Raw genomic sequence first — 19,384 nt, 5'->3', positions numbered from 1 at the left:
GCGGGCTCAGGCCCGCCGGATGGTGATGGTGGTCCAGGCGCCGACGTGCACCCGGTCGCCGTCGCCCAGCGGGACGGGGACGTAGGGCTGGATGGGCTCCTCGCCGCCGTTGATCGTGGTGCCGTTGGTGGAGTTCTGGTCCACCACGGCCCAGCTGCCGTCGGGCTGCTGCACGAGCACGGCGTGCTGGTGCGAGACGCCCGGGTCCTCCGGGGGCACCGACAGGTCGATGTCCGGGGTCTCGCCGGTGGCGTGCCGGCGGCGGCCGATGGTGATCTGGCCGCCGGTGAGCGCGAGGTGCTGCTCGGGGGCGTAGGCGGGCAGGTTGAGGCCCGCGGCCTCGGGGCCGCTGCGGTGCATCATCGCCATGAAGTACGCGCGGTCGGGGCCGACGGTCGCCGACCAGCTGCCGCCGCCCGGGCCGGGGTAGGACTGCTGTCCGCCCTGGTGGGGGCCGCCGTGCTGGCCGGGGTGCGCCGGGTACTGCTGGCCGGTCTGCTGCGGTCCGGGCGGGGGCAGCAGCCAGTCGTCGCCGCCGGTGGCCTGCGGGCCGCGGGGCTGCGGGCGGCCCGGCTGCGGGGCCTGCCCGGGCTGCTCGAAGCCGGGCAGCGGGGGCAGCACGGGCGCGTTCGGGTGCAGGCCCGAGGGGCGGCCCGTGCCGGGGCCGCCTTCGGGGGCCAGCGGCTCGGCGGGCCGGTTCACCTGGGAGGGCCGGGAGCCCTGGTACTCGAACGGGTCCTGCGGGGGCCGGGGGCCCTGCGGCTGGAACCCGGGGGGCAGGTGCCCGCCGGGGCCGCCCTGCGGGGCGCCGGGACCGCCCTGCGGGGCGCCGGGACCGCCGTGCGTCCCCGGGCCGCCGGGCATCCCGGGCTGCCCCGGGGCGCCCGGGTGCTGCGGGCCCCCGGGGTGCTGCGGGGCCTGCGGGCCGCCGGGGTGCTGGCGGCCGCCGAGGTGGGGCGGGGGCGGGGCGTACCCGCCCCCGCTACGGGTGAGGAAGTTGTACCGGCACTCCTCGCAGAACGGGGCCATGGCCTCGCGCGGGGTCCGGCACTGGGGGCAGAGCTCGGCCTGCGCGGTGGGCTCTCCGCCCGCCGGCGGGAAGCCGTAGCCGTAGGAGGGCTGTGGGGCAGGAGTGGCGCCCGTGGGCGCACCCGCTCCGGCCATGCGGATGCCGCAGACCTCGCACCAGTCCTCGGAGACCGATGCGTGTCCGTTTGGGCAGGTCGGCATGTCGGCCCTTCCCCCTCTCCCCGGCAGCCCCCCAGCGGGGCCGCAATTCAGGACTTCTTCACTCGAACGGTTTTGGTGGATCGCGTTTCGAGGGTCATCTCGTCCGCATCCGTAACCTTCGCCTTCAGCCGCACAGTACCTGCCGCGGCGTCGACGACGTCGACCACCTTTGCCAGCAGTTTGGCAGTGTCCTCGTTCCCCGACGCACTCGCCAGTTGTACGGCACGTCCCAGCTTCGCCGTGGCGCCATCGAAATCTCCCGATTTACGGGCATCCAACCCCTGCTGGATGGCCCGCGCGAGCTCCGCCTGACCTGTGTAATGCGCCACTTGGGGGTTGATGGCGGTGGATACGGCGACATCGTCGGTCCAGACCGCCCGTACCAGCCCCTGGGACAGCGGGACCGCCGGGCCGCCCGCCGGATCCGGCGCCACGAGCGAGACCCGGGCCGCCAGCATCTCCTGGCCGAGTCCGGCCGGGGCGACGCGCACGCACACGTGGTAGTCCCGGGACTCGTCGCCCCAGGAGCCGGTGGGGTAGTCCCCGGCGCGCGGCCCGGCCTCCGTACGCCGCGGGGTCAGGTCCGCCACGGAGGGCGCGACCTGCTTCACGAAGAGCACCTCGGCGCCGACGGGGGTCCACAGCCGCAGCGCCACGTCGCCCACGGCCTTGCCCATCGCGGTCTCCATCATGGCGGTGAAATCCGCGGCCAGCCCGTGCGGTTCCGGGACGATGTCGGCGGTGCCGAGCAGCGCGGAGGCGATGCCCGTGACCTCCTTGACCTCCCAGTCGTAGCCCACCCCGCGGGCGTCGCAGGTGAACCGGCCCTCGCAGTGGGCCAGGGCCGCGGCCAGGTCCTCGGCGCTCTCGTGCTCGTTGCGCCCGTCGGTCAGCAGGATGCCGTGCCGGACCGGGGCGTCCGTGCCCGCGAGGAGCGTGGCGGCCAGCCGCAGCCAGGTGCCGATGGCGGTGCCCCCGCCCGAGCGGAGCCGGTGCAGGGCCGCCTTGGCCTCGGCGCGGGTGCGGGGGTCCGCCACCGCGAGCCGGCCGCCGCCGGGGTAGATGTCCTTGGCCACGTGGGTCCCGGCGACCACGGCGAAGGCCGTGCCCTCGCGCAGGGCGTCCACGGCCGCGGCCGTGGCCTCGCGGGCGCCCCGCATCTTCTCCGGCGGGTACTCCATGGAGCCCGAGCAGTCGACCATCAGCACCACCGCGGAGCCGGCGCCCGGTCCCGCGGGGCCCGCCGCCCCGGTCGCGCCCGCCGCCCCGGCCGGTACCGCCGCGCCGTGGCCGGACAGCCGGGCGCCGCCCGTGGACTGCACGGTCACGATCGCGTTGACCTCGCGCCCGCCCTCGGGGAGGTGGGCGTTCTGGTACACCTCCACGGAGAAGCGCGGAGCGGTGGGCTTGGCGAAATTGGCCATTCGGGCTGCTCCTCGGGGATCAACGGGTGGGGGGCGACGGCCGGGGTCGACGGGCCGGGGGTGCGGGCCGTGCCGGTGCTCAGGCGCCGGGCGGCCCCGGCAGCGGCGCCGGTACGGGCAGCACCGCCACGGTGATGTTGTCGTGTCCGCCGCCGTCCAGGGCGTGCCCGACCAGCACCTGCGCGCTGTGCAGCGGATGCGCGGCGGCGTCGGCGGGCAGGACCCGCTCCATCTCCGCTGCTGCCTCGGCGTAGTTCCACAGCCCGTCCGTGCAGACCAGGACCACCCCCGGCCGGTCGGGCGTGAAGGCGGCGGTGTGCGGGTCGAGCTCGTACGCGTCGGCCCCGAGCCAGCCGGTGATGGCGTGGGCCCGGGAGTCGGCGTAGGCCTCGGCCTCGCCCATCAGTCCGGCCGCGACCATCTGGGCCGCCCAGGAGTCGTCCTCGGTGAGCCGGACCGCGGGGGTCGAGCGGTCGTCGGGCACCCAGTACGCGCGGCTGTCGCCGACCCAGCCGATGACCAGCAGGCCGGTCATGGACACGGCTCCGACCAGGGTGCAGGCCGGGGCGTTCTGGTGGCCGGGGACCTCCGGGGCCAGGGCGTTGACCGCGGCGGCCGCGGCGAAGATCGCCTCGTGCATGGCCTGCCGGGGGTCGGCGCCGCGGGGCAGGGAGTCGAGGAGGGACTCGTTCGCCGCGGCGGCCGCGGCGGCGGAGGCGTCGTCCGGGCGGCTGGCCGAGGAGACCCCGTCGCACACGATGGCGACCGTGGCGGTGGAGCCGTCGGGGAGGCTGGTTGCGGAGACGGCGAAGGAGTCCTCGTTGCGGTGGTGGCGCAGCCCGCGGTCGCTGACGGCGGCCACGGTGCCGAGCTCCTCCTCCATGTGGTCCCGGTCGCGGGGCTGGGCGTGCCCGCAGTGCTCGCAGTAGCCGTCCGTGTCCACCCGGCCGGCCCGGCAGGCGACACAGGTCTTCGCCCCGTACGCGGGTGCCTTGGGAGCGGGCGAGGGAGCGGCGGGCGGTACGGTCCCGTGCCCGTCCCCCGCGCCGGGTGCGTCCCCTGCTCCTGACCCGTACCCCGGCGCGGGCTCGTCGCGGCCTGCGACCGGTCCGGCCCCGTGGCCGGGCAGCGGCTCCGGGCCCGGTGCGGGGTCCTGGCCCGGGCCGGGCTGGGCGGCGTACTCCGGGCCGTCGTACCGGATCCCGGCCTGCGGACCGGGATCGCCGGCGGGCCGGTCCCAGGAGTGGTCCTGGCCCCAGGCGGGGCCGTGCGGGGGCAGGCCTCCGGCGGCGGCCGCGGAGGCCTGGCCGGAGGGGGACCCCGCCGGTACGGGGGCCGGGCCGGGGCCGGCGGGACCGGGCGGGCCCCAGGCCGGGCCGCCCTGGCCGGGCTGCGGGAGGCCGCCGGCCGCCGGGTCCGGGGCCCAGCCGGGACCGCCGCCCGCCGAACCGGCCGCGCGGGCCGCCGGGACGGGGTCGGGGCTCCACACGGCGGAGCCGTCGGCCGGGCACTGCGGGGCCGCGGCGGGCCAGGCCGGGGTGAGGCGCATCGTGGGGCGGTCTTCGAGGACCGGGGGAGCCGCGACCGAATGGCCGCAGCGGCCGCAGTAGAGATCGCCTTCGTCCAGCGGCTCCGCACAGCTGGGGCAGCCCGACTGCCGATTCATCCGAGCCATCACTCACACCCACGTTCGGGGACGGAAACGGTTTGCCCGTTCCACCAGTTCGATCCTCTCCTCGCCGCGCTGCGCCAGTCTGGCCAGGACGCGGTAGGAGCGTTCCAGGCCGAAACGCAGCCCCTGCTCGTCCAGTTGGCTGCCGAGCAGCGAGGTCCGGCCGGGGCTCGCACCCCGGCTACCCGACAGTACCCAGTCGAGGGCCGTGCCCAGAACTTCTGTGGACAGGCGTTCGTGCCGGACGGCGTCCAGTCCGAGTGCGCGCAGGGCTTCCACCTGTCCGGCGGCCGCCGTCAGATCGGCGAGGAGGTCCTCGTCGGGGCGGCGGCTGCGCAGCCGGGCGCGCACGGCGGCGACCCGGGCCGCGGTGTAGTGGATGGACGACTCCGGTACGGACTCCAGGGCGTCCACCGCGCCGGTCCGGTCGCCGGTGGCCAGCCGGACCCGCGCCAGTCCGAACGCCGCGCTGACGAAGCCCCGGTCGGTGCTCCAGACCAGGTGGTAGTACTCCGAGGCGTTGTCCAGCTGGCCGAGGACCTCAGCGCAGAAGCCGAGGGCCAGCTTGGGCGCGGGCTCGCCCGGGAAGGCGTCGTACAGGGCGTCGAAGGACAGGGCCGCGAGCTCGTCGTCCCCGGTGGCCAGGGCGGTGACCCCGCGGGACCAGACCACCCGCCAGTCCTCCGGATGCGAGTCCTCCAGCCGGGCCAGGGCCGCACCGGCGACGGCCGGCTCGTCCAGCTCCAGCCGGGCCCGCAGCTCGCGCAGCCGCAGTTCGACGGAGTCGGTGGGCGCGGCGGCCAGCGCCCCGAGGGTCTCCGCGGCCCCGGTGCCCGCCAGACCGGCGAGGAAGCCGGCGTTCGGGTCGGTGGGGTCCACGAGCGGTACGGGCAGCGCGAGGGCGGTCGTACGGGCGTCCAGCGGGGCCAGCAGCGGCGCGGTCCGGGCCGCCGGTCCGGCCCCGGGAAGCGGCTGTCCGGGGGAGCGCGGCGCGGGTACGCCGGCACCGGCGGACGAAGGCGGTCCGAACACCGCACCGGACGTGGTTCCGAACGCCGAACCGGACGGTCGAGGGGTCGCGGATCCGGCGGGAACGGCAGCCCCGCCGCCCGCCGGACCCCCCGCGGAGACGTGCGTCGCCGTGGTCCCCAGGGCGTGCACCCCGGATCCGGCGGACTCCCCGGCCGCGGGCCCCGCGTACGGGTCAGGCAGCCGCCCCGCCGCCGGGGCCACCACCGGGGTCACCCCGCCGGAGCCGCCCGTACCGCCCGCGGAGGGCAGCCCGGAACCGTCTGCACCGCCGACACCACCCGTCCCGCCGGCCCCGCCGCCCGCCGGACGCGCCCCCGGGCCCCCGCGCAGCACCCGCCCCAGCAGCCCCCGGGGGACCGGCGCCGACCGGGCCCCCAGCTGCGAGACCTCGGCCCCGCCGAGCTCCGCGAACAGGCCCGTGTCCGGCACCCGCAGCTCGGCGTCGAACACCGTGGACAGCTGCGGCCGCGGCCGCCCGGTCTGGAGGGCCACGACCTCGCGCAGCACCCCTGTCAGCTGTTCCGCCATCTCCTGGGCGGAGGCGAACCGCTGCGCCGGATCCGGGTCCGTGGCCCGGACCAGCAGCCGGTAGAAGGACTCGTACCGGCGGAAGACCTCGATGTGCTCCGGGTCCGGCAGGCTGTCCACGAAGACGTTCGTGTAGCCCTGGAAGTCGAAGGTCAGCACGGCGAGGGTGCGCCCGACGGTGTACAGGTCGGAGGCCACCGAGGCGCCCAGCTCCGCGACCTCGGGGGCCTGGTAGCCCACCGTGCCGTACAGAGCGGACTCGTCGTCGCCCATCCTGCGGACCGCGCCCATGTCGATCAGCTTGAGCTGGTCCTGCTGCTGGATGGCGTTGTCCACCTTGAAGTCGCAGTACAGGAGCCTGCGGCTGTGCAGGTGGCCCAGGGCCTCCAGGGCCTCGATCCCGTACGCGCAGGCCTGCTCCACCGGCAGCGGGTCGCGCCGCCCGTCGGGCCGGCGCCGCTCGTTGGCTATCTCCTTGAGCGATTTGCCCCCCACGTACTCCATGACGATGTAGCCGTCGAGCGAGCCCGTGCGGTGGTCGAGGTGCTCGACGAAGTTGTAGATCCGCACGATGTTGGAGTGCTCGATCTCCGCGAGGAAGCGGCGCTCCGAGATGGCCGCGGCCATGGCGTCCTGGTCCCCGGTGTCCAGCAGGCCCTTGAGGACCACCCAGCGGTCGGACACGGCCCGGTCCACCGCGAGGTACACCCAGCCCAGCCCGCCGTGCGCGAGGCAGCCGGCGACCTTGTACTGGCCGTGCACCACGTCCCCCGGCCGCAGCTTCGGCACGAAGGAGTACGGGTGGCCGCACTTGGTGCAGAAGCCCTCGGTGCGCCCGGACCGGTCCCCGCGCGAACGGCCCACGGGCGCCCCGCAGTCGGCGCGCGAGCAGAACCGCTTGCGCTCCGGGACCTCCGGGTTCTCCAGCACCGCCGCCGAGGGGTCCGGGCGCGGCACCTCGGGCACGGACACCAGGCCCGCGCCGAGCCGGGCCCGCCCCGACAGCTGCGCCGTCGTCCGCGAACTGCGCACGGACACCGAGCGGGTGGAGGAGGCGCCGGTCAGGGAGCGGGAGAGGCGGCCGGACACCGAGCGGTGGGAACTCGACGACCGGGAGGAGCGGGAGGACCGCGCCGAGGCCGATCCGCGCGCCGACCCCTGAGAGCCCTGCGAGGCCTGGGACCCCTGCGAGCCCTGAGATCTCTGCGAGCCCCGCGAGCCCTGTGACTCCTGCGAGCCGCGGGCTCCGCGGGCCGCCGAGGTCATGCCCGTCGGCGGTGAGACGAGGTCGTCCGCCCCGCCCGCCCCGCCGGCCGGGGCCAGCCCGCAGGTCCCGCAGTACAGCTCCCCGCCGCCCATGTCCTCGTAGCTGCCCGGGCACTCCGGGCGCCGGCACGCGGTCCCCGCGCCGGCCGCCGGCATCGCGCTCATGCGCCCTCCTCCGGTCCGCTCGGCCGGTCCTGCGGCGCGTACTGCCCCGGGACCAGCATCTCGACGGCCGCCTGCTGGTAGCGCAGCACGGCCTGCTCCGCCGCCCGCAGGTCGCACGGGGCGCTCCACAGCATCCGGCGCGCGGTGTCGTACCGCTCCGTCAGGAACAGGTCCTCCGCCAGCCCGTGCCGGGCCACCTTCGCGCGGTAGGCGTCGAGCCGGCCGCGCAGTTCGGCGCGGACGGCCAGCGGGGCGGTAACCGCCGTCAGGGACTCGCGGGCCCGCAGGAGCTCCTCCTCCGCCCGCTGCTCCAGCGACTCCAGCAGCGGGGAGAGCCGGTGCCACTGGGCGGTCCGGCGGTACTCCGCCGCCGCGGACAGCTGCTCCTGGAGGGCCGTGGGCGGACCGCTGACCGCCGGCACCTCCGAGGCGGCGATCTTCGCCAGCACCTCGCCGCGGGCGGTCCGCGCCTCCGCCAGGGTCCGGTCCGCCCGCGAGAGCACGTCCCGCAGGCCCACGAGCCGCGCCTCGGCGTCCTGGCGGACGGCGAGCACGGCCCCGATCTCCCGGCGCACCTCCTCCAGCGCGCGGGCGGCCCGGTCGTACCGGGCGGTGTCGGGACGGCCCCCGCCCGGGGCGGCGCTGCCGGCCGCGGGCTGCCAGAAGGCCAGCGGGTCCGCGATCACCTCGGCCCGCAGCGCGGTCAGCTCACGGGTGATCGACTCCAGGTCGTCCCCCGAGGGGTGCTCGCCGGGGCGCACCCCGACCGAGTGCGCGAGCGAGCGGGTGCGGTGCAGCTCGGCGGAGAGCAGGTCGATGCGGGCGGGCAGCGCCGACCACACCGAGTCCGCCGCCACCACCATGTCCAGGGAGCTCGCGTACAGGTCGTTCATCCGCGCGACCAGCCCGGCCAGGGTGAACCGCTCGGCCAGCGCCGAGCCCTCCGCCCCGCCGCCCGCGACGGTCACGCCCGCCCCGCGCAGCCGCTCGGTCAGCTCGACCAGGTCCTCCCGGGCGAGCCAGCGCCGCCGCTCGCGGATCTCCCGGGCCTCCTTCAGGGCGTCGCTGTACGCGTCGAAGTACGTCCACAGCCGGGTCACGGCCGCCTCCGTGACCGCCCAGCGCTCGCGGGTGGTCCCGGTCAGCTCGGCGCCCTCCAGGAGGCGGCGCCCGGCGTGGTCCTGGAGCGCGAGCAGGGAGGTCTCGACGGCCTCGTGCTCGGCCGCCAGCCGGGCCAGCGCACGGTCGACCCCGTCCCGGTCCATCACGGGGACCGCGGAGCCGTCCGCGGAGGCGGGAATAGGTCCCGTACCGGCCATCGGTAGCCTCTCTGCCGTTGGTTCCAACATCCGCACCCGCCCCGCTACGAGCGGTACTTCGGGGCCGGGGGCCCGCTGATGCCCGGGAGGTCTGCGGCCAGCCACTTACGGTAGGCCGTCATCCAGGGGCTGCCGTCCCCGCCCTGCCGGTACCCGTCCAGGACCTTGTTGACCCGGCGCACCAGGTCCGGGGACTCCTTCTTCATGGCCACGCCGTAGAACTCCCTGGCGAACGGGCGGCCCACCACGCGCACCCCCGGGTCCTGCGCGGCCAGGCCCGCCGCGAGGGCGTTGTCTGTCACCATGCCGTCCACCTCGCCGAGCTGGAGCCGCACCAGGCAGTCCAGCTGGTTGGGCACGGTCGTCGAGATGTCCGCGCCGAAGGAGTTGGCCTTCAGCGCCGTCTCCGCCGTCGAACCGCTCGCCGAGCAGATCCTGCGGCCCTTCAGGGAGGAGTCGTACCCCGTGATCGGGGAGCCCTTGGGGACGAGCACCTGCGGGCCCGTCTCGAAGTACGCCGTCGAGAAGGCCACGTCCTCCAGGCGCTTGCAGTTGATGGTCATCGTCCGCACCACCACGTCCACCCGGCCCTCCTTCAGGGCGGGGATCCGCTGGCTGGTCGGGATGGCCCGGTAGATGACGGCGTTCTCGTCGCCCAGGATGTCCTTCGCGATGGCCTTCACCAGGTCGATGTCGAAGCCCTCCAGCCGGCCCGTGGCCGGATTGCGGTAGCCCCAGCGGTAGCTGTTCTGGTCGATGCCTGCGATCAGCTTTCCGGCCGCCTTGATCCGGTCGATGGCCGGGCCGCCGGCCGCCGACGGGGGCAGGCTCGCCTCCGGGTCCTCGCAGGTGTCCTCGCCCTCGGCCGCCTCCCCGGGCGCCCTGACCACCACCGAGGTCCCCGGGGAGGCGGCCGCCTCCCCGGCCGGTCCGGCGGTCTCCCGCTGGAGCGGCACCAGCACCGCCCCGGCCGTCAGCACGCAGGCCAGGGCCATGCCCGTCACCCCGCCCCAGCCGCGCAGCCGCCGCCCGGCCCCGGACTCCCGGTCCGCCCCGTCCCGCCCCGCCCTCATCCGCATCTCACCTGTACTCCGAAAGCCGGCGTCCGATGCCGAGCAGCGCGGCGACCGCGCCCAGTACGGCCAGGGCGGCGGCCCCCGCCACCAGGCCGCCGAAAGCGCCCACGCCGTCACGGGCCGCGCGCGCGAACTCCGCCTGCTCGTGGGCCAGTGCCTCTTCCAGGGCCGCGTCCACCTTGTCGAAGGAGGCCCCCGTGCTGTCCTTGCCGCCGATCACCTGCACCAGCGCGCCCTCGTAGTCGCCCGACACGTCCGTGGCCCGCGCCGCCTGGTGCCGCGCCTGCCACTCCCGTACGGCCGTCATGGCCCGCGCCACCGGGGCGGAGCCCTCCGGGTCGTCCGCCAGCCGGCTCGCCCGCTCCAGCCCGCCGTCGAGCTCGGTCATGGCGCTCAGGTAGTCCACGTCGTACTTGTCGGACTTCTTGTCCGCCGCGAGCACCGCGCCCCGCGACACCAGGGTGAGGTTCTCGTTCGCCCGGGCCTGGAGCGAGCTGATCCGGGCGTCGTTGAGCACCTTCAGCGAGGCCTGCCCGGCCGTACGGGACTCGCCCAGGCCCGACCGGGCCAGACCGTGCCCCACCGCCAGCCAGAGCAGCACCACCACGGACGCCGCCGTGGCCGCCAGCAGGCCGTGGTTGAACACGCGGTTCGTCCGGCGGTAGTTGCGCCGCTGGGCCCAGGCCAGCACCCCTATCGCCAGCAGCCCGGCGGCCAGGGCGGCGGCCGGCCAGCGGTCCGCCTGCGCGTAGTCCCGGTACAGCCGGCCGGTCTCGGCCTCGTACAGCCGCTGCGCCGCGGGCAGCAGCTTCGTGCTCATCTGCGTGTTCGCGTAGCGCAGGTACGCGCCGCCCAGCGGGAGGCCCTGGCGGTTGTTGGCCCGCGCCTGTTCGATCAGGCCCGTGTAGCGCGGCAGCTCCTCGCCCAGCAGGGCTATCTCCCGGCGGGACTGCTCCGACCCCTGGGTGTTGGCCGCGGCCTTCACCAGCAGCCGGGAGGCGTTGCCGATGTCCTTCAGGTACCGCTCGCGCAGGGCGCTGGACTCCCGGCCGCCGGACAGGAACCCGCTGGAGGAGGCCGTGTCCGCGTCCGCCAGCGAGCGGTAGATGCTGGCCGCGTCCGCGCTCAGCGGCTGGCTGCGGTTGACCACGTCGTCCGCGGCGGCCGAGCGGTCCGCGACCTGCCAGGCCGTCACCGAGCCGAACAGCACCACCAGCGCGGCCAGTACGGCCCCGATGATGCGCAGCCGGCCGGGCTCGGTGGTCGCCGCGGCCCGCAGCCGCTCCGTGCCCTCCGCCCACGCGCTGCGCCGCTTCGGCGGCGGTGGCGGCGGATGCCCCCCGCTCCCGGGCGCGACCGAAGGCGCGCTCGACACGTATGTCACCTGACCTCCCCCTGGGTCGCGGACGGCGGACGCCTGCCCGGTGCCGCGCTGCCGCGGCGCCGCACCGGCCTGCGGCGCTCAAGCCGCAGGCCCGGCCAGCAGTATGGCCGCCGTGGCCGACATGCACAGCATCGCTGTCTCGATCGTGCCGGATCGTCCCCTGCCGATCCGCCCTACCCGGCTCCTCCCCGACCCCGGACGCCTGCCCGGGCCCTCCCGGCCCCTCCCCGAACCCCTCCCGAACCCCTTGCGGACCCTCCGGGGCCGCCACGGCCGCTCCCGCAGCCGTCCGCCCCGCCGGTCCTTCCCCGTCTATACGCACGGGGCCCCTCCCACGGTTCCCTACCTGCCCAGCCGCCGCCCGGTTCACCCGAAGAGACCACACACCCTTCGGAGGGCCTGAGCCCCGGCCCCGTACGGAAACGGAAACGGAAACCGACACGGAAACGGAAACCGACACGGAAACGGAAACGGCCGCGCCCCCGCCCGGACCGCTGGGGGTCCGGACGGGGGCGCGGGGCCGCAGCGCCTGCGGGCGCTACTTCGACAGCCGGGTGCCGCCGCCGGAGACGGGCGGCGGGATCGGGGTGGTGGCCAGGGACTGCGGCGAGGCCGGGTTGGCCAGCGCCGAGGGCGGGGCCACCGCCGCGGAGGGGTCCGCGGCCGGGGCGTCGTCGTCCGCGGCGCCCACGCCGCCGACGATCCGGATGCCCGCCTCGTCGAAGGCCTGCTTGATCCGCCAGCGCAGCTCGCGCGCCACTGAGAACTGCTGACCGGGCATCGTCTTCGCGGACACCTTCACGGTCATCGAGGCCAGCAGCACCTCGTCCAGGCCCAGCACCTCCACCGGACCCCACAGCCGCTCGTCCCAGGGGGACTCCTTGGCCATGGTCTCGGCCACCTCCTCGATGACCGCGCGGACCTTCCCGAGGTCCTCGCTCGGCCTGACCTGCACGTCCACGTCCGCGGTGGCCCAGCCCTGGCTGAGGTTCCCGATCCGCTTCACCTCGCCGTTGCGGACGTACCAGATCTCGCCGTTGTCCCCGCGCAGCTTGGTGACCCGCAGGCCGACCTCGACGACCTCGCCGGAGGCGACCCCGGCGTCGACCTTGTCGCCCACTCCGTACTGGTCCTCCAGGATCATGAAGACGCCCGAGAGGAAGTCCGTGACCAGGTTGCGGGCGCCGAAACCGATGGCCACACCGGCCACACCGGCGCTCGCCAGCAGCGGGCCCAGGTTGATCTGGAGGGCGCCCAGCACCATCAGCCCGGCGGTGCCGAGGATCACGAAGGAGGCCACCGAGCGCAGTACCGAGCCGATGGCCTCGGAGCGCTGGCGCCGCCGCTCGGCGTTGACCAGGAGACCGCCGAGTGCGGTGCCCTCCACGGCCTCCGCACTGCGGTTCATCCGGCTTATGAGCTTGGTGATGGCCTTGCGGACCACCGAGCGCAGCACGCCGGCGATCACCATGATCAGCAGGATCTTCAGGCCGACGTTCAGCCAGCTGGCCCAGTTCTCCTCCACGAAGCTCGCGGCGTTCGTGGCGCTCTCGTGGGCCTCTTGGAGCGTGTTCGGAGCCTCGGGCGTGAGGGCAGCCAGGGCCGGCAGGGGGGCGGGCCAGGACACGACGGGAACCTCCAGGTGCAATGTCTGCCCGCCGGAAGGGGTGTGCGGGCAGGCCAACCACACTAACCGGGCCGCCCCCTCGTCCCGGCTCCCCCGATGGGGGGAGAGACCAGGCTCACCCGGCGCCCGCCCGCCTGTGGGCGAAAACACCCCCGGCCCGTTACGGACCCGTGGTGGCGCTTCGACCAGCGGTGAGGGGAGACTGAGAACAGATCGTCCCGGCGCGAGCCACGCGCCGCCGGCGTACAAGGAGGCACCCGTGCCACACGTCCTGGTCCTCAACGCGTCGTACGAGCCGCTCGGCGTCGTACCGCTCCGCCGCGCGCTCGTCCTCGTCCTGGAGAACAAGGCGGTCTCCCTCGAGGAGAGCGGCGCCTACCTGCACAGCGCCACCAGAGCCCTCCCCGCGCCCAGCGTGGTTCGGCTCAAGCGGTTCGTGCGGGTCCCCTACCGGGGGCCCGTTCCTCTCACCCGCCGCGCGCTCTTCGCGCGCGATGGCGGGCGCTGCATGTACTGCGGAGCCGTGGCGACCAGCGTCGACCACGTGATCCCGCGCAGCCGCGGGGGCCAGCACGTCTGGGACAACGTGGTCGCGGCCTGCCGCCGCTGCAACCACGTCAAGGCCGACCGGCACCTGGTCGACCTCGGCTGGCGGCTGCGCCACCCGCCGGCCCCGCCCTCGGGACTGGCCTGGCGGATCATCGGCACGGGCCACCGCGACCCGCGCTGGATGCCGTACCTCCAACCGTTCGGAGCGGAGGACGCGGTGGCCCGGATCGACGGCGTATCAGCCTGAGACCGGGCCCTTCTCGTACCCGGCCCCGCCGCCCGGCGGGCCCGGGTACGCCCGTGTGCGCGCAGCCCCGTCCGGGCGCGGCTACGGGGCGACCGCGTACGCCTCCACCGACCACAGGCTCACGCCGAACCGCGTGCCCCGCCGGTCCGCGGCCACCCGCACGAAGCGCACCCCGGGCTCGTCCATCCGGACCGACTCGCGCCCGCCGCGGGAGTCCGCGACCACCGCGGCCGTCCTCCAGTGCAGCCCGTCGGCCGAGGTCTCGATGCGGTACGCGGAGGCGTACGCGTCCTGCCAGGTCAGCACGACCTGCCCCAGCCGCGCCGGGGCCGCCAGCTCCAGCTGCCACCAGGCCCCGTCCTGCGCCGGGGAGGACCACCGGGTCGCCGGGTCCCCGTCCGCGGCGGCCGCCGCCGGGAAGTCCGGGGTTTCGTCCCCCGAGGAGGCGGTCCGGGCGCCGCGGGCCAGGTCGGGGCCGCCGGTGCGCGGGAAGGCCCGTACGGTCAGGGTGCGGGACTCGCCCCCGAAGCTCACCGGCACCTCGTACACCCCCGCCGGCGTGCCCTCCGGAACGGTCACCTCCACGGGTACGGACACCCGGGCGCCCCGCGGGACGGTGGCCCGCGGCGGCAGTTTCACCTCGATGCCGTGCGGGGCCTTCGCCGACAGCGCGCCCTCGACCTGGCCGGGCCGCAGCCCCGACAGCTCGGCCGCCACCCGCTGAGCGCCCCCGCCGATCTCCGCGTCCGCGCGCCCGCCGCCGCCCAGCTCGAAGCCCGCGGCGGGCTCGTCCGCGAACCAGGGCACCAGCCGGTGCACGGCGGGCGGGGCGCCGCTGCCGCCGGTCCAGCGCAGCCGCAGCGCATCCGCGCGCACGCCGCCCGCGGCGGTCTGGGTCCAGCCGGTGGGCGAGGCCTCGCCGATCGTGCGCCAGCCCTCGCCGGGTACGTGCGCCTCGACGGCGGCCCGGGCCCCGGCATCGCCCGTGACCTGCCCGGAAGCCCGGCCGGCCGGATCCGTCATCACGGTCACGGCCTCCACCGGACGCGGCCGTTCCAGCTGCACGGTGTACGTGCCGGAGTCGCGGGCCACCGCGCCGGGGACGGCGCGGCTCGCCCCCGTCCAGGCGTCGGCCTCCCGTACGGCCCGGGAGAGGAAGGGGTCGAGCACCCCCTTGCCGACGGTGGCCGCCCCGGCCCCGGACTCCAGGGCCGTACGGGCGGCGCGCAGGTCCAGCGCGGCCCGCCAGGCGGCGGCGCCGTCCCCGGCGGACTGGGCCCGCAGCAGGTCCACGGCCAGTTCCCCGGCCCGCCCGTAGCGGTCGAGCCGCTCCAGCCAGGGCCCGGCCTCGGCGGCGAGTGCGCCCCCTGCGGTCCCGGCGAGGTCCGCACGGGCCCGGCGCAGGCCGGTGAAGGCGGCGCGCAGCCGGTCCGCCGCCCGGTCCCGGGCGGCCCGGTCCGTACCGCCGCGGGTCTGCCAGAACGCGGCCAGCAGGGGCCGCAGGTACGCGGACTCGCCGGAGTCCAGCACCGAGGAGGAGGTGTTCCCGGCCAGCGCGCCGAGGGCCGCGCCGGCCTTCGCGTCCCCGTCGGCCAGGGCGTCCAGGGCGGCCCGCCAGGACTCGCCGGCGCGGTAGGAGCGCGGGTTCCAGGCGAAGTCGGCGGCCGTGAACAGGGGGATGCGGGAGGCGGTGGCCTGGGGCATGGCATTGGCCAGCAGGGCGGCCGAGCCGTTGGCCACGGCCGGCGCGCGGCCCGTGTACGGGCCGAGGAACAGCCGGTCCTGCGCGTAGTCGTTGACCGGGTAGTTGTCCATGGTCACCAGCGGGTGCCCGAACACCTCCCGCGCGTCCGCCAGCTCCGGCCCGGTGATGGTCCGCGGCACCACGCCCACACCCGTCCACGCCACCTGCACGCGCGCGTCGAGGGCCCGCGCCAGCTCGGTGCGGTACGGGGTGGCACCCTCCTGGTAGTACTCCGTCGGCACCACCGACAGCGGCTCCGCCCCCGGGTGGCGGCGGGCCAGGTGCGCGGCGAGCACATCCGCCAGCTCCGCATGGGCGCGCGCTGCGGCCCCGGGGCCGCGGCCGTACTTCCGCCGGTCCGCCCGGCAGCCCCACTCGCTGTAGCTGACGTCCTGGAACTGCAGCTGGAAGGCCCGGAAGCCCAGGTCCGCCATCGCGTCGACCTTGCGCAGCAGGGCCTCGCGGTCCTCGGCGGAGGACAGGCACATGGTCTGCCCGGGGGCCACCGCCCAGCCGAGCACCACGTGCCCGGCCCGGGCCGCCTGCGCCAGCGCCCGGAAGTCCTCCTGCTGCGCGGCCGGGTACTCCTCGCGCCAGCGCGCGGTGCGGTACGGGTCGTCACCGGGGGCGTACAGGTAGCGGTTCTGCTTGGTCGCCGCCATGAAGCCCAGGTGTGCGAGCCGCTGTTCGCGGGTCCAGGGGTGCCCGTAGAAGCCCTCGGTGGTGCCGCGGACCGCGGCGGCGGGCCAGTCGCGCACGCGCACGCCCGGGACGCTGCCGCCCGCGGCGAGCTGACGGAGGGTCTGGACGGCGTGGAAGAGGCCGTCCAGGCCGGTGCCGGACAGGGCGACGGTGTCCCGGCCCGCGTGCCGTCCGGCCGCCAGCCGGTAGCCGCCCGCGGGCAGGTCCCCGGCCTCGGCCGCGCCGAGCGCCCGCAGCGCCTCCTCGGCGGGGGCCTGGACGCGCACCACGGTGCCGCGCGCGGGCAGCGGGGCCAGCGGGGAGCGCTCGTGCAGGGTGCGGACCCCGGCGGAGCGCAGCACCGCGCGCAGCGCGGCCAGCGCGTGCGGGTCGGCGTCGGCGGGGGCGACGAGCACCGCCTCGGCGCCCAGGGGCACGGGCCTGCCCGCGGGGGTCAGGGACTGCGGCCGGGGCCAGACGGGCGGGACGCCCCCGGCGCGGGCGGCGGTCCCGGAGGCGGCGGCCGCCGCGGCCGTACCCGCCGTGCCCCCTGCGCCTGCTGCGGCCTGCGCCGCGCTCTCCGCGTCGGCCCGGGCACCGGCTCCCGCCGCCCCCGGCCCGGACTCCCCGGCCGCGGGCGGGGTCTGACCCGCCGTCGGCCCCGGGGCGGGCGCGGCCAGCACGCCGGCGGCGCCGGAGAGCCCGCCGGCGAGCAGTCCGCCGATGACGGCGGCCGCCGCGGCCGTGGTCCGCTTCCTGCCCCTGAAGTGCACGAAGCCTCCTGGATTGAGTCGTCCCCCGCTCGTCCGAACCGACCAGAGCCCACCACCCGTACGGCGTAAGTGTCAATGAGCGCGGCCGTTGTGCCCGCTATGCCCGGAGTTTTTGATCATGTTGGCGGTGAATGCCGTGCGACGGGATGGGTAGGGCTGTGTTGTCCCAGGTGTTCCCGTTTCGCACGGCCCGGCCGCGCCGCGCCCGTGCACCCGCAACCACGAAGCACAGAGGTGCCGATGAGCCTTGCCCGGCTCGCGGCGATGCACGGGGTGGCCACCTCGTACTCGCCCTCGCAGGACGTCACCGTCCAGGTGTCCGACCGGACCGTCCTCGCGGTGCTCGCCGCCCTGGGGGTCGACGCCTCGACCCCGGAGCGGCTGCGGTCCGCGCTCGACTGCGCGGCGGCGGACCGCCTGCTGCCCGCCACGGTCGTGCAGTGGTCCGGCGACGCTCCGCCCGCCGCCCTCGCCCGGCTCCCCGATGGCACCCGCCTGCCGGTCCGCCTGGAGGGCGGGGGAGAGGCGGACTGGGGCCCGGGTCTGCCGCACGGGGTGCACCGGATCGAGGCCCTGGCCCCCGACGGCCGCCGCGCCGCCGCCACGCTGGTCGTCGCCCCGCCCCGCGCCCCCGCCCCCGCCGGCCGGGCGCACGGCTTCCTCGTCCAGCTCTACTCCCTGCTCACGGACCGCTCCTGGGGCATGGGCGACCTCGGGGACCTCGGCGAGTTCGCCGCCTGGGCCGCCGCCGCCCACGGCGCCGGGTTCGTCCAGATCAACCCGCTGCACGCGGCCGTGCCCGGCACCCCGACCGACCCCTCCCCGTACCGCCCCTCCTCCCGGCGCTTCCCGGACCCCGTCCACCTGTGCATCGAGGACCTGCCGGAGTACGCGGAGCAGACCGCCGCGGGCGACCCGGGCCGCCGCCGCGCCCTGGCGGACCTCGCCGCCCGCGGGGCCGGCCTGCGCCGGGCCGTGCTGGAGGACGGCGCCCTGATCGACCGGGACGCCGTCTGGGAGCTCAAGCGGGCCGCACTGGAGCTGCTGTACGCCGTCCCGCGCAGCCCCGGCCGCGAGGCCGCCTACCGGGCCTTCCGGGACGGGCAGGGCCCGGCCCTCGACGCGTACGCCGCCTGGTGCGCCGAGGCCGCGGGCGCCCCCGGGAGCACCGACTTCCACCGCTGGCTGGTCTGGCTGACGGACACCCAGCTCGCCGCCGCCCAGGCCGCCGCCCGCACCGCCGGCATGGCCGTCGGCCTCGTCCACGACCTCGCCGTCGGGGTCCACCCGGAGGGCGCCGACGTCCGCGTGCACCCCGGGAACTACGCCGCGGGCATGTCCGTCGGCGCCCCGCCCGACGCCTTCAACGCCCGCGGGCAGGACTGGGGCCTGCCGCCCTGGCGGCCCGACGCCCTGGCCGCCTCCGGTTACGCGCCCTACCGCGAGCTGCTGCGCGGGCTGCTGCGGCACGCGGGCGCCCTGCGCATCGACCACGTGATGGGTCTGTTCCGGCTCTGGTGGATCCCGCCGGGCGCCCCGCCCACGGAGGGCGCGTACGTCTCCTACGACGCCGAGGCCATGCTCGCGATCCTGGTCCTGGAGGCGCACCGGGCGGGGACGGTGGTCATCGGAGAGGACCTGGGCACGGTCGAGGCGGGGGTCCGCGAGACCCTGGCCCGGCGCGGGGTGCTCGGCACCTCCGTGCTGTGGTTCGAGCGGGACTGGGAGGGCGGCGGGCGGCCGCTGGCCCCCGCCGAGTGGCGGGCCGACTGCCTGGCCACGGTCACCACCCACGACCTGCCGCCCACGGCCGCCCGCCTGACCGGCGAGCACATCGAACTGCGCGGGCGCCTCGGGCTGCTGGCCCGCCCGCTCGCGGAGGAGCGGGCCGCCGACGCCGCCGAGACCGCCGAATGGCTCGGCACCCTGGAGGGCCTCGGCTTCGACGTGGCGGACGAGGAGGCGGCCGTACGGTCCCTGTACGGGTTCCTGCTGCGCACCCCGGCCCGGCTGGTGGGGGTCTGGCTGCCGGACGCCGTGGGCGACCGCCGCCCGCAGAACCTCCCCGGCACCTGGGACCAGTACCCCAACTGGCGGCTTCCGGTGTCCGATGCCGCCGGCCGTCCGGTCACCCTGGCGCAGCTCGCCGCCTCCGAGCGGCTGAACGCCCTGATGGCGGCCCTGCGGACGGGTGGCGATCCGGGCGGCGCACCCCGTACGGCACCCCCGGGCGCGCGGGCCGATTAGGTGTTCGCTACGTTTGCACCGTGGACAAGAAGAACGCTCTGCGCGCCGGCGCCGTCACGGCCGGAACGACGCTGATGATGATGCTGATGACGTCTCCCGCCCTCGCGCTGACCCGCGACGACGGCGACGATCCGGCCCCCCGCCTGAGTGTGGCCGAGACGCTCGGGCTGTTCGTTGCCGCGCCGATCGTGCTGTTCCTGGTGATCGCGGGCCTCGTGATGGTCGGCGACAAGTCCCGCAAGCAGCCGCAGGGCTGATCCGGGTACTGCCCCGGGGGCGACCCCGGAGGCCGGCCTTCGTTTCTCCGGCAGGGCGCCGGAGGTCCGTACCGCAGCGCGGGGGCGAGGATCCCGGAGCCTCGCGGCTGTTTCGCTGGTGGTCTCCTCCACCCTGCCGGTCCGTCGGATCTCCCCCGGCTCG

At 76.4% G+C, this 19,384-nt stretch carries 12 protein-coding genes; 3 read left to right on the top strand and 9 right to left on the bottom strand.

Annotated elements, in window-relative coordinates; genetic code table 11:
* Window positions 1-6 precede the first annotated feature (6 nt).
* The 8 genes from ACZ7JZ_RS34805 to ACZ7JZ_RS34770 form a co-directional block, all read right to left on the bottom strand.
* On the bottom strand, window positions 7-1,230 hold the full coding sequence (locus ACZ7JZ_RS34805) for an FHA domain-containing protein (RefSeq protein WP_470946861.1): 1,224 nt from the start codon (window positions 1,228-1,230) through the stop codon (window positions 7-9).
* Between the two features lie 47 nt (window positions 1,231-1,277).
* The gene (locus ACZ7JZ_RS34800) at window positions 1,278-2,654 is read right to left on the bottom strand and encodes a vWA domain-containing protein (protein WP_470946858.1); all 1,377 of its coding nucleotides are present in this window, start codon (window positions 2,652-2,654) and stop codon (window positions 1,278-1,280) included.
* 79 nt (window positions 2,655-2,733) lie between these two features.
* Window positions 2,734-4,329: a protein phosphatase 2C domain-containing protein gene (locus ACZ7JZ_RS34795; protein WP_470946855.1), complete on the bottom strand. Its 1,596-nt coding sequence runs from the start codon at window positions 4,327-4,329 to the stop codon at window positions 2,734-2,736.
* Window positions 4,330-4,332: 3 nt separating this feature from the next.
* On the bottom strand, window positions 4,333-7,317 hold the full coding sequence (locus ACZ7JZ_RS34790; RefSeq protein ID WP_470946852.1) for a serine/threonine-protein kinase: 2,985 nt from the start codon (window positions 7,315-7,317) through the stop codon (window positions 4,333-4,335).
* Window positions 7,314-8,636: a coiled-coil domain-containing protein gene (locus tag ACZ7JZ_RS34785; protein WP_470946849.1), complete on the bottom strand. Its 1,323-nt coding sequence runs from the start codon at window positions 8,634-8,636 to the stop codon at window positions 7,314-7,316. Before ACZ7JZ_RS34785 ends, ACZ7JZ_RS34790 begins: the two co-directional genes overlap by 4 nt.
* A gap of 44 nt (window positions 8,637-8,680) precedes the next feature.
* Window positions 8,681-9,709 carry a glutamate ABC transporter substrate-binding protein gene (locus ACZ7JZ_RS34780; protein WP_470946847.1) on the bottom strand — a complete coding sequence of 343 codons (1,029 nt, stop codon included), beginning with the start codon at window positions 9,707-9,709 and terminating at the stop codon, window positions 8,681-8,683.
* A gap of 7 nt (window positions 9,710-9,716) precedes the next feature.
* Complete coding sequence (locus ACZ7JZ_RS34775) at window positions 9,717-11,087, bottom strand: hypothetical protein (RefSeq protein ID WP_470946845.1); 1,371 nt, start codon at window positions 11,085-11,087, stop codon at window positions 9,717-9,719.
* A 547-nt stretch (window positions 11,088-11,634) separates the two neighbouring features.
* Window positions 11,635-12,723, bottom strand: coding sequence for a mechanosensitive ion channel family protein (locus ACZ7JZ_RS34770; RefSeq protein WP_470946842.1), 1,089 nt, complete (start codon window positions 12,721-12,723; stop codon window positions 11,635-11,637).
* A 259-nt stretch (window positions 12,724-12,982) separates the two neighbouring features.
* Between ACZ7JZ_RS34770 and ACZ7JZ_RS34765 the strand changes: the two genes are divergently transcribed.
* Window positions 12,983-13,519, top strand: coding sequence for an HNH endonuclease (locus ACZ7JZ_RS34765; protein ID WP_470946839.1), 537 nt, complete (start codon window positions 12,983-12,985; stop codon window positions 13,517-13,519).
* Window positions 13,520-13,600: 81 nt separating this feature from the next.
* Here ACZ7JZ_RS34765 and ACZ7JZ_RS34760 read toward each other — a convergent pair whose 3' ends face one another.
* Window positions 13,601-16,717 (bottom strand): beta-N-acetylglucosaminidase domain-containing protein, encoded by a 3,117-nt coding sequence (locus tag ACZ7JZ_RS34760; protein WP_470946836.1) that lies wholly within the window; start codon window positions 16,715-16,717, stop codon window positions 13,601-13,603.
* Between the two features lie 240 nt (window positions 16,718-16,957).
* Here ACZ7JZ_RS34760 and ACZ7JZ_RS34755 point away from each other — a divergent pair, with 240 nt between their 5' ends.
* Both ACZ7JZ_RS34755 and ACZ7JZ_RS34750 read left to right on the top strand, forming a co-directional pair.
* Complete coding sequence (locus ACZ7JZ_RS34755; RefSeq protein WP_470946834.1) at window positions 16,958-18,964, top strand: 4-alpha-glucanotransferase; 2,007 nt, start codon at window positions 16,958-16,960, stop codon at window positions 18,962-18,964.
* A 20-nt stretch (window positions 18,965-18,984) separates the two neighbouring features.
* On the top strand, window positions 18,985-19,221 hold the full coding sequence (locus tag ACZ7JZ_RS34750; RefSeq protein ID WP_470946832.1) for a hypothetical protein: 237 nt from the start codon (window positions 18,985-18,987) through the stop codon (window positions 19,219-19,221).
* Window positions 19,222-19,384 lie beyond the last annotated feature (163 nt).

Source organism: Streptomyces sp. NPDC038213, assembly GCF_055600495.1.
Note: the sequence above shows the minus strand (reverse complement) of the source record. Positions and strands in the feature narration are given on the sequence as shown.

Excerpts from the sequence above, each read along its gene's own strand:
- ACZ7JZ_RS34805 (WP_470946861.1), bottom strand. The coding sequence starts at position 1,230 with ATGCCGACCTGCCCAAACGGACACGCATCGGTCTCCGAGGACTGGTGC.
- ACZ7JZ_RS34800 (WP_470946858.1), bottom strand. The coding sequence starts at position 2,654 with ATGGCCAATTTCGCCAAGCCCACCGCTCCGCGCTTCTCCGTGGAGGTG.
- ACZ7JZ_RS34795 (WP_470946855.1), bottom strand. The coding sequence starts at position 4,329 with ATGGCTCGGATGAATCGGCAGTCGGGCTGCCCCAGCTGTGCGGAGCCG.
- ACZ7JZ_RS34790 (WP_470946852.1), bottom strand. The coding sequence starts at position 7,317 with ATGAGCGCGATGCCGGCGGCCGGCGCGGGGACCGCGTGCCGGCGCCCG.
- ACZ7JZ_RS34785 (WP_470946849.1), bottom strand. The coding sequence starts at position 8,636 with ATGGCCGGTACGGGACCTATTCCCGCCTCCGCGGACGGCTCCGCGGTC.
- ACZ7JZ_RS34780 (WP_470946847.1), bottom strand. The coding sequence starts at position 9,709 with ATGAGGGCGGGGCGGGACGGGGCGGACCGGGAGTCCGGGGCCGGGCGG.
- ACZ7JZ_RS34755 (WP_470946834.1), top strand. The coding sequence starts at position 16,958 with ATGAGCCTTGCCCGGCTCGCGGCGATGCACGGGGTGGCCACCTCGTAC.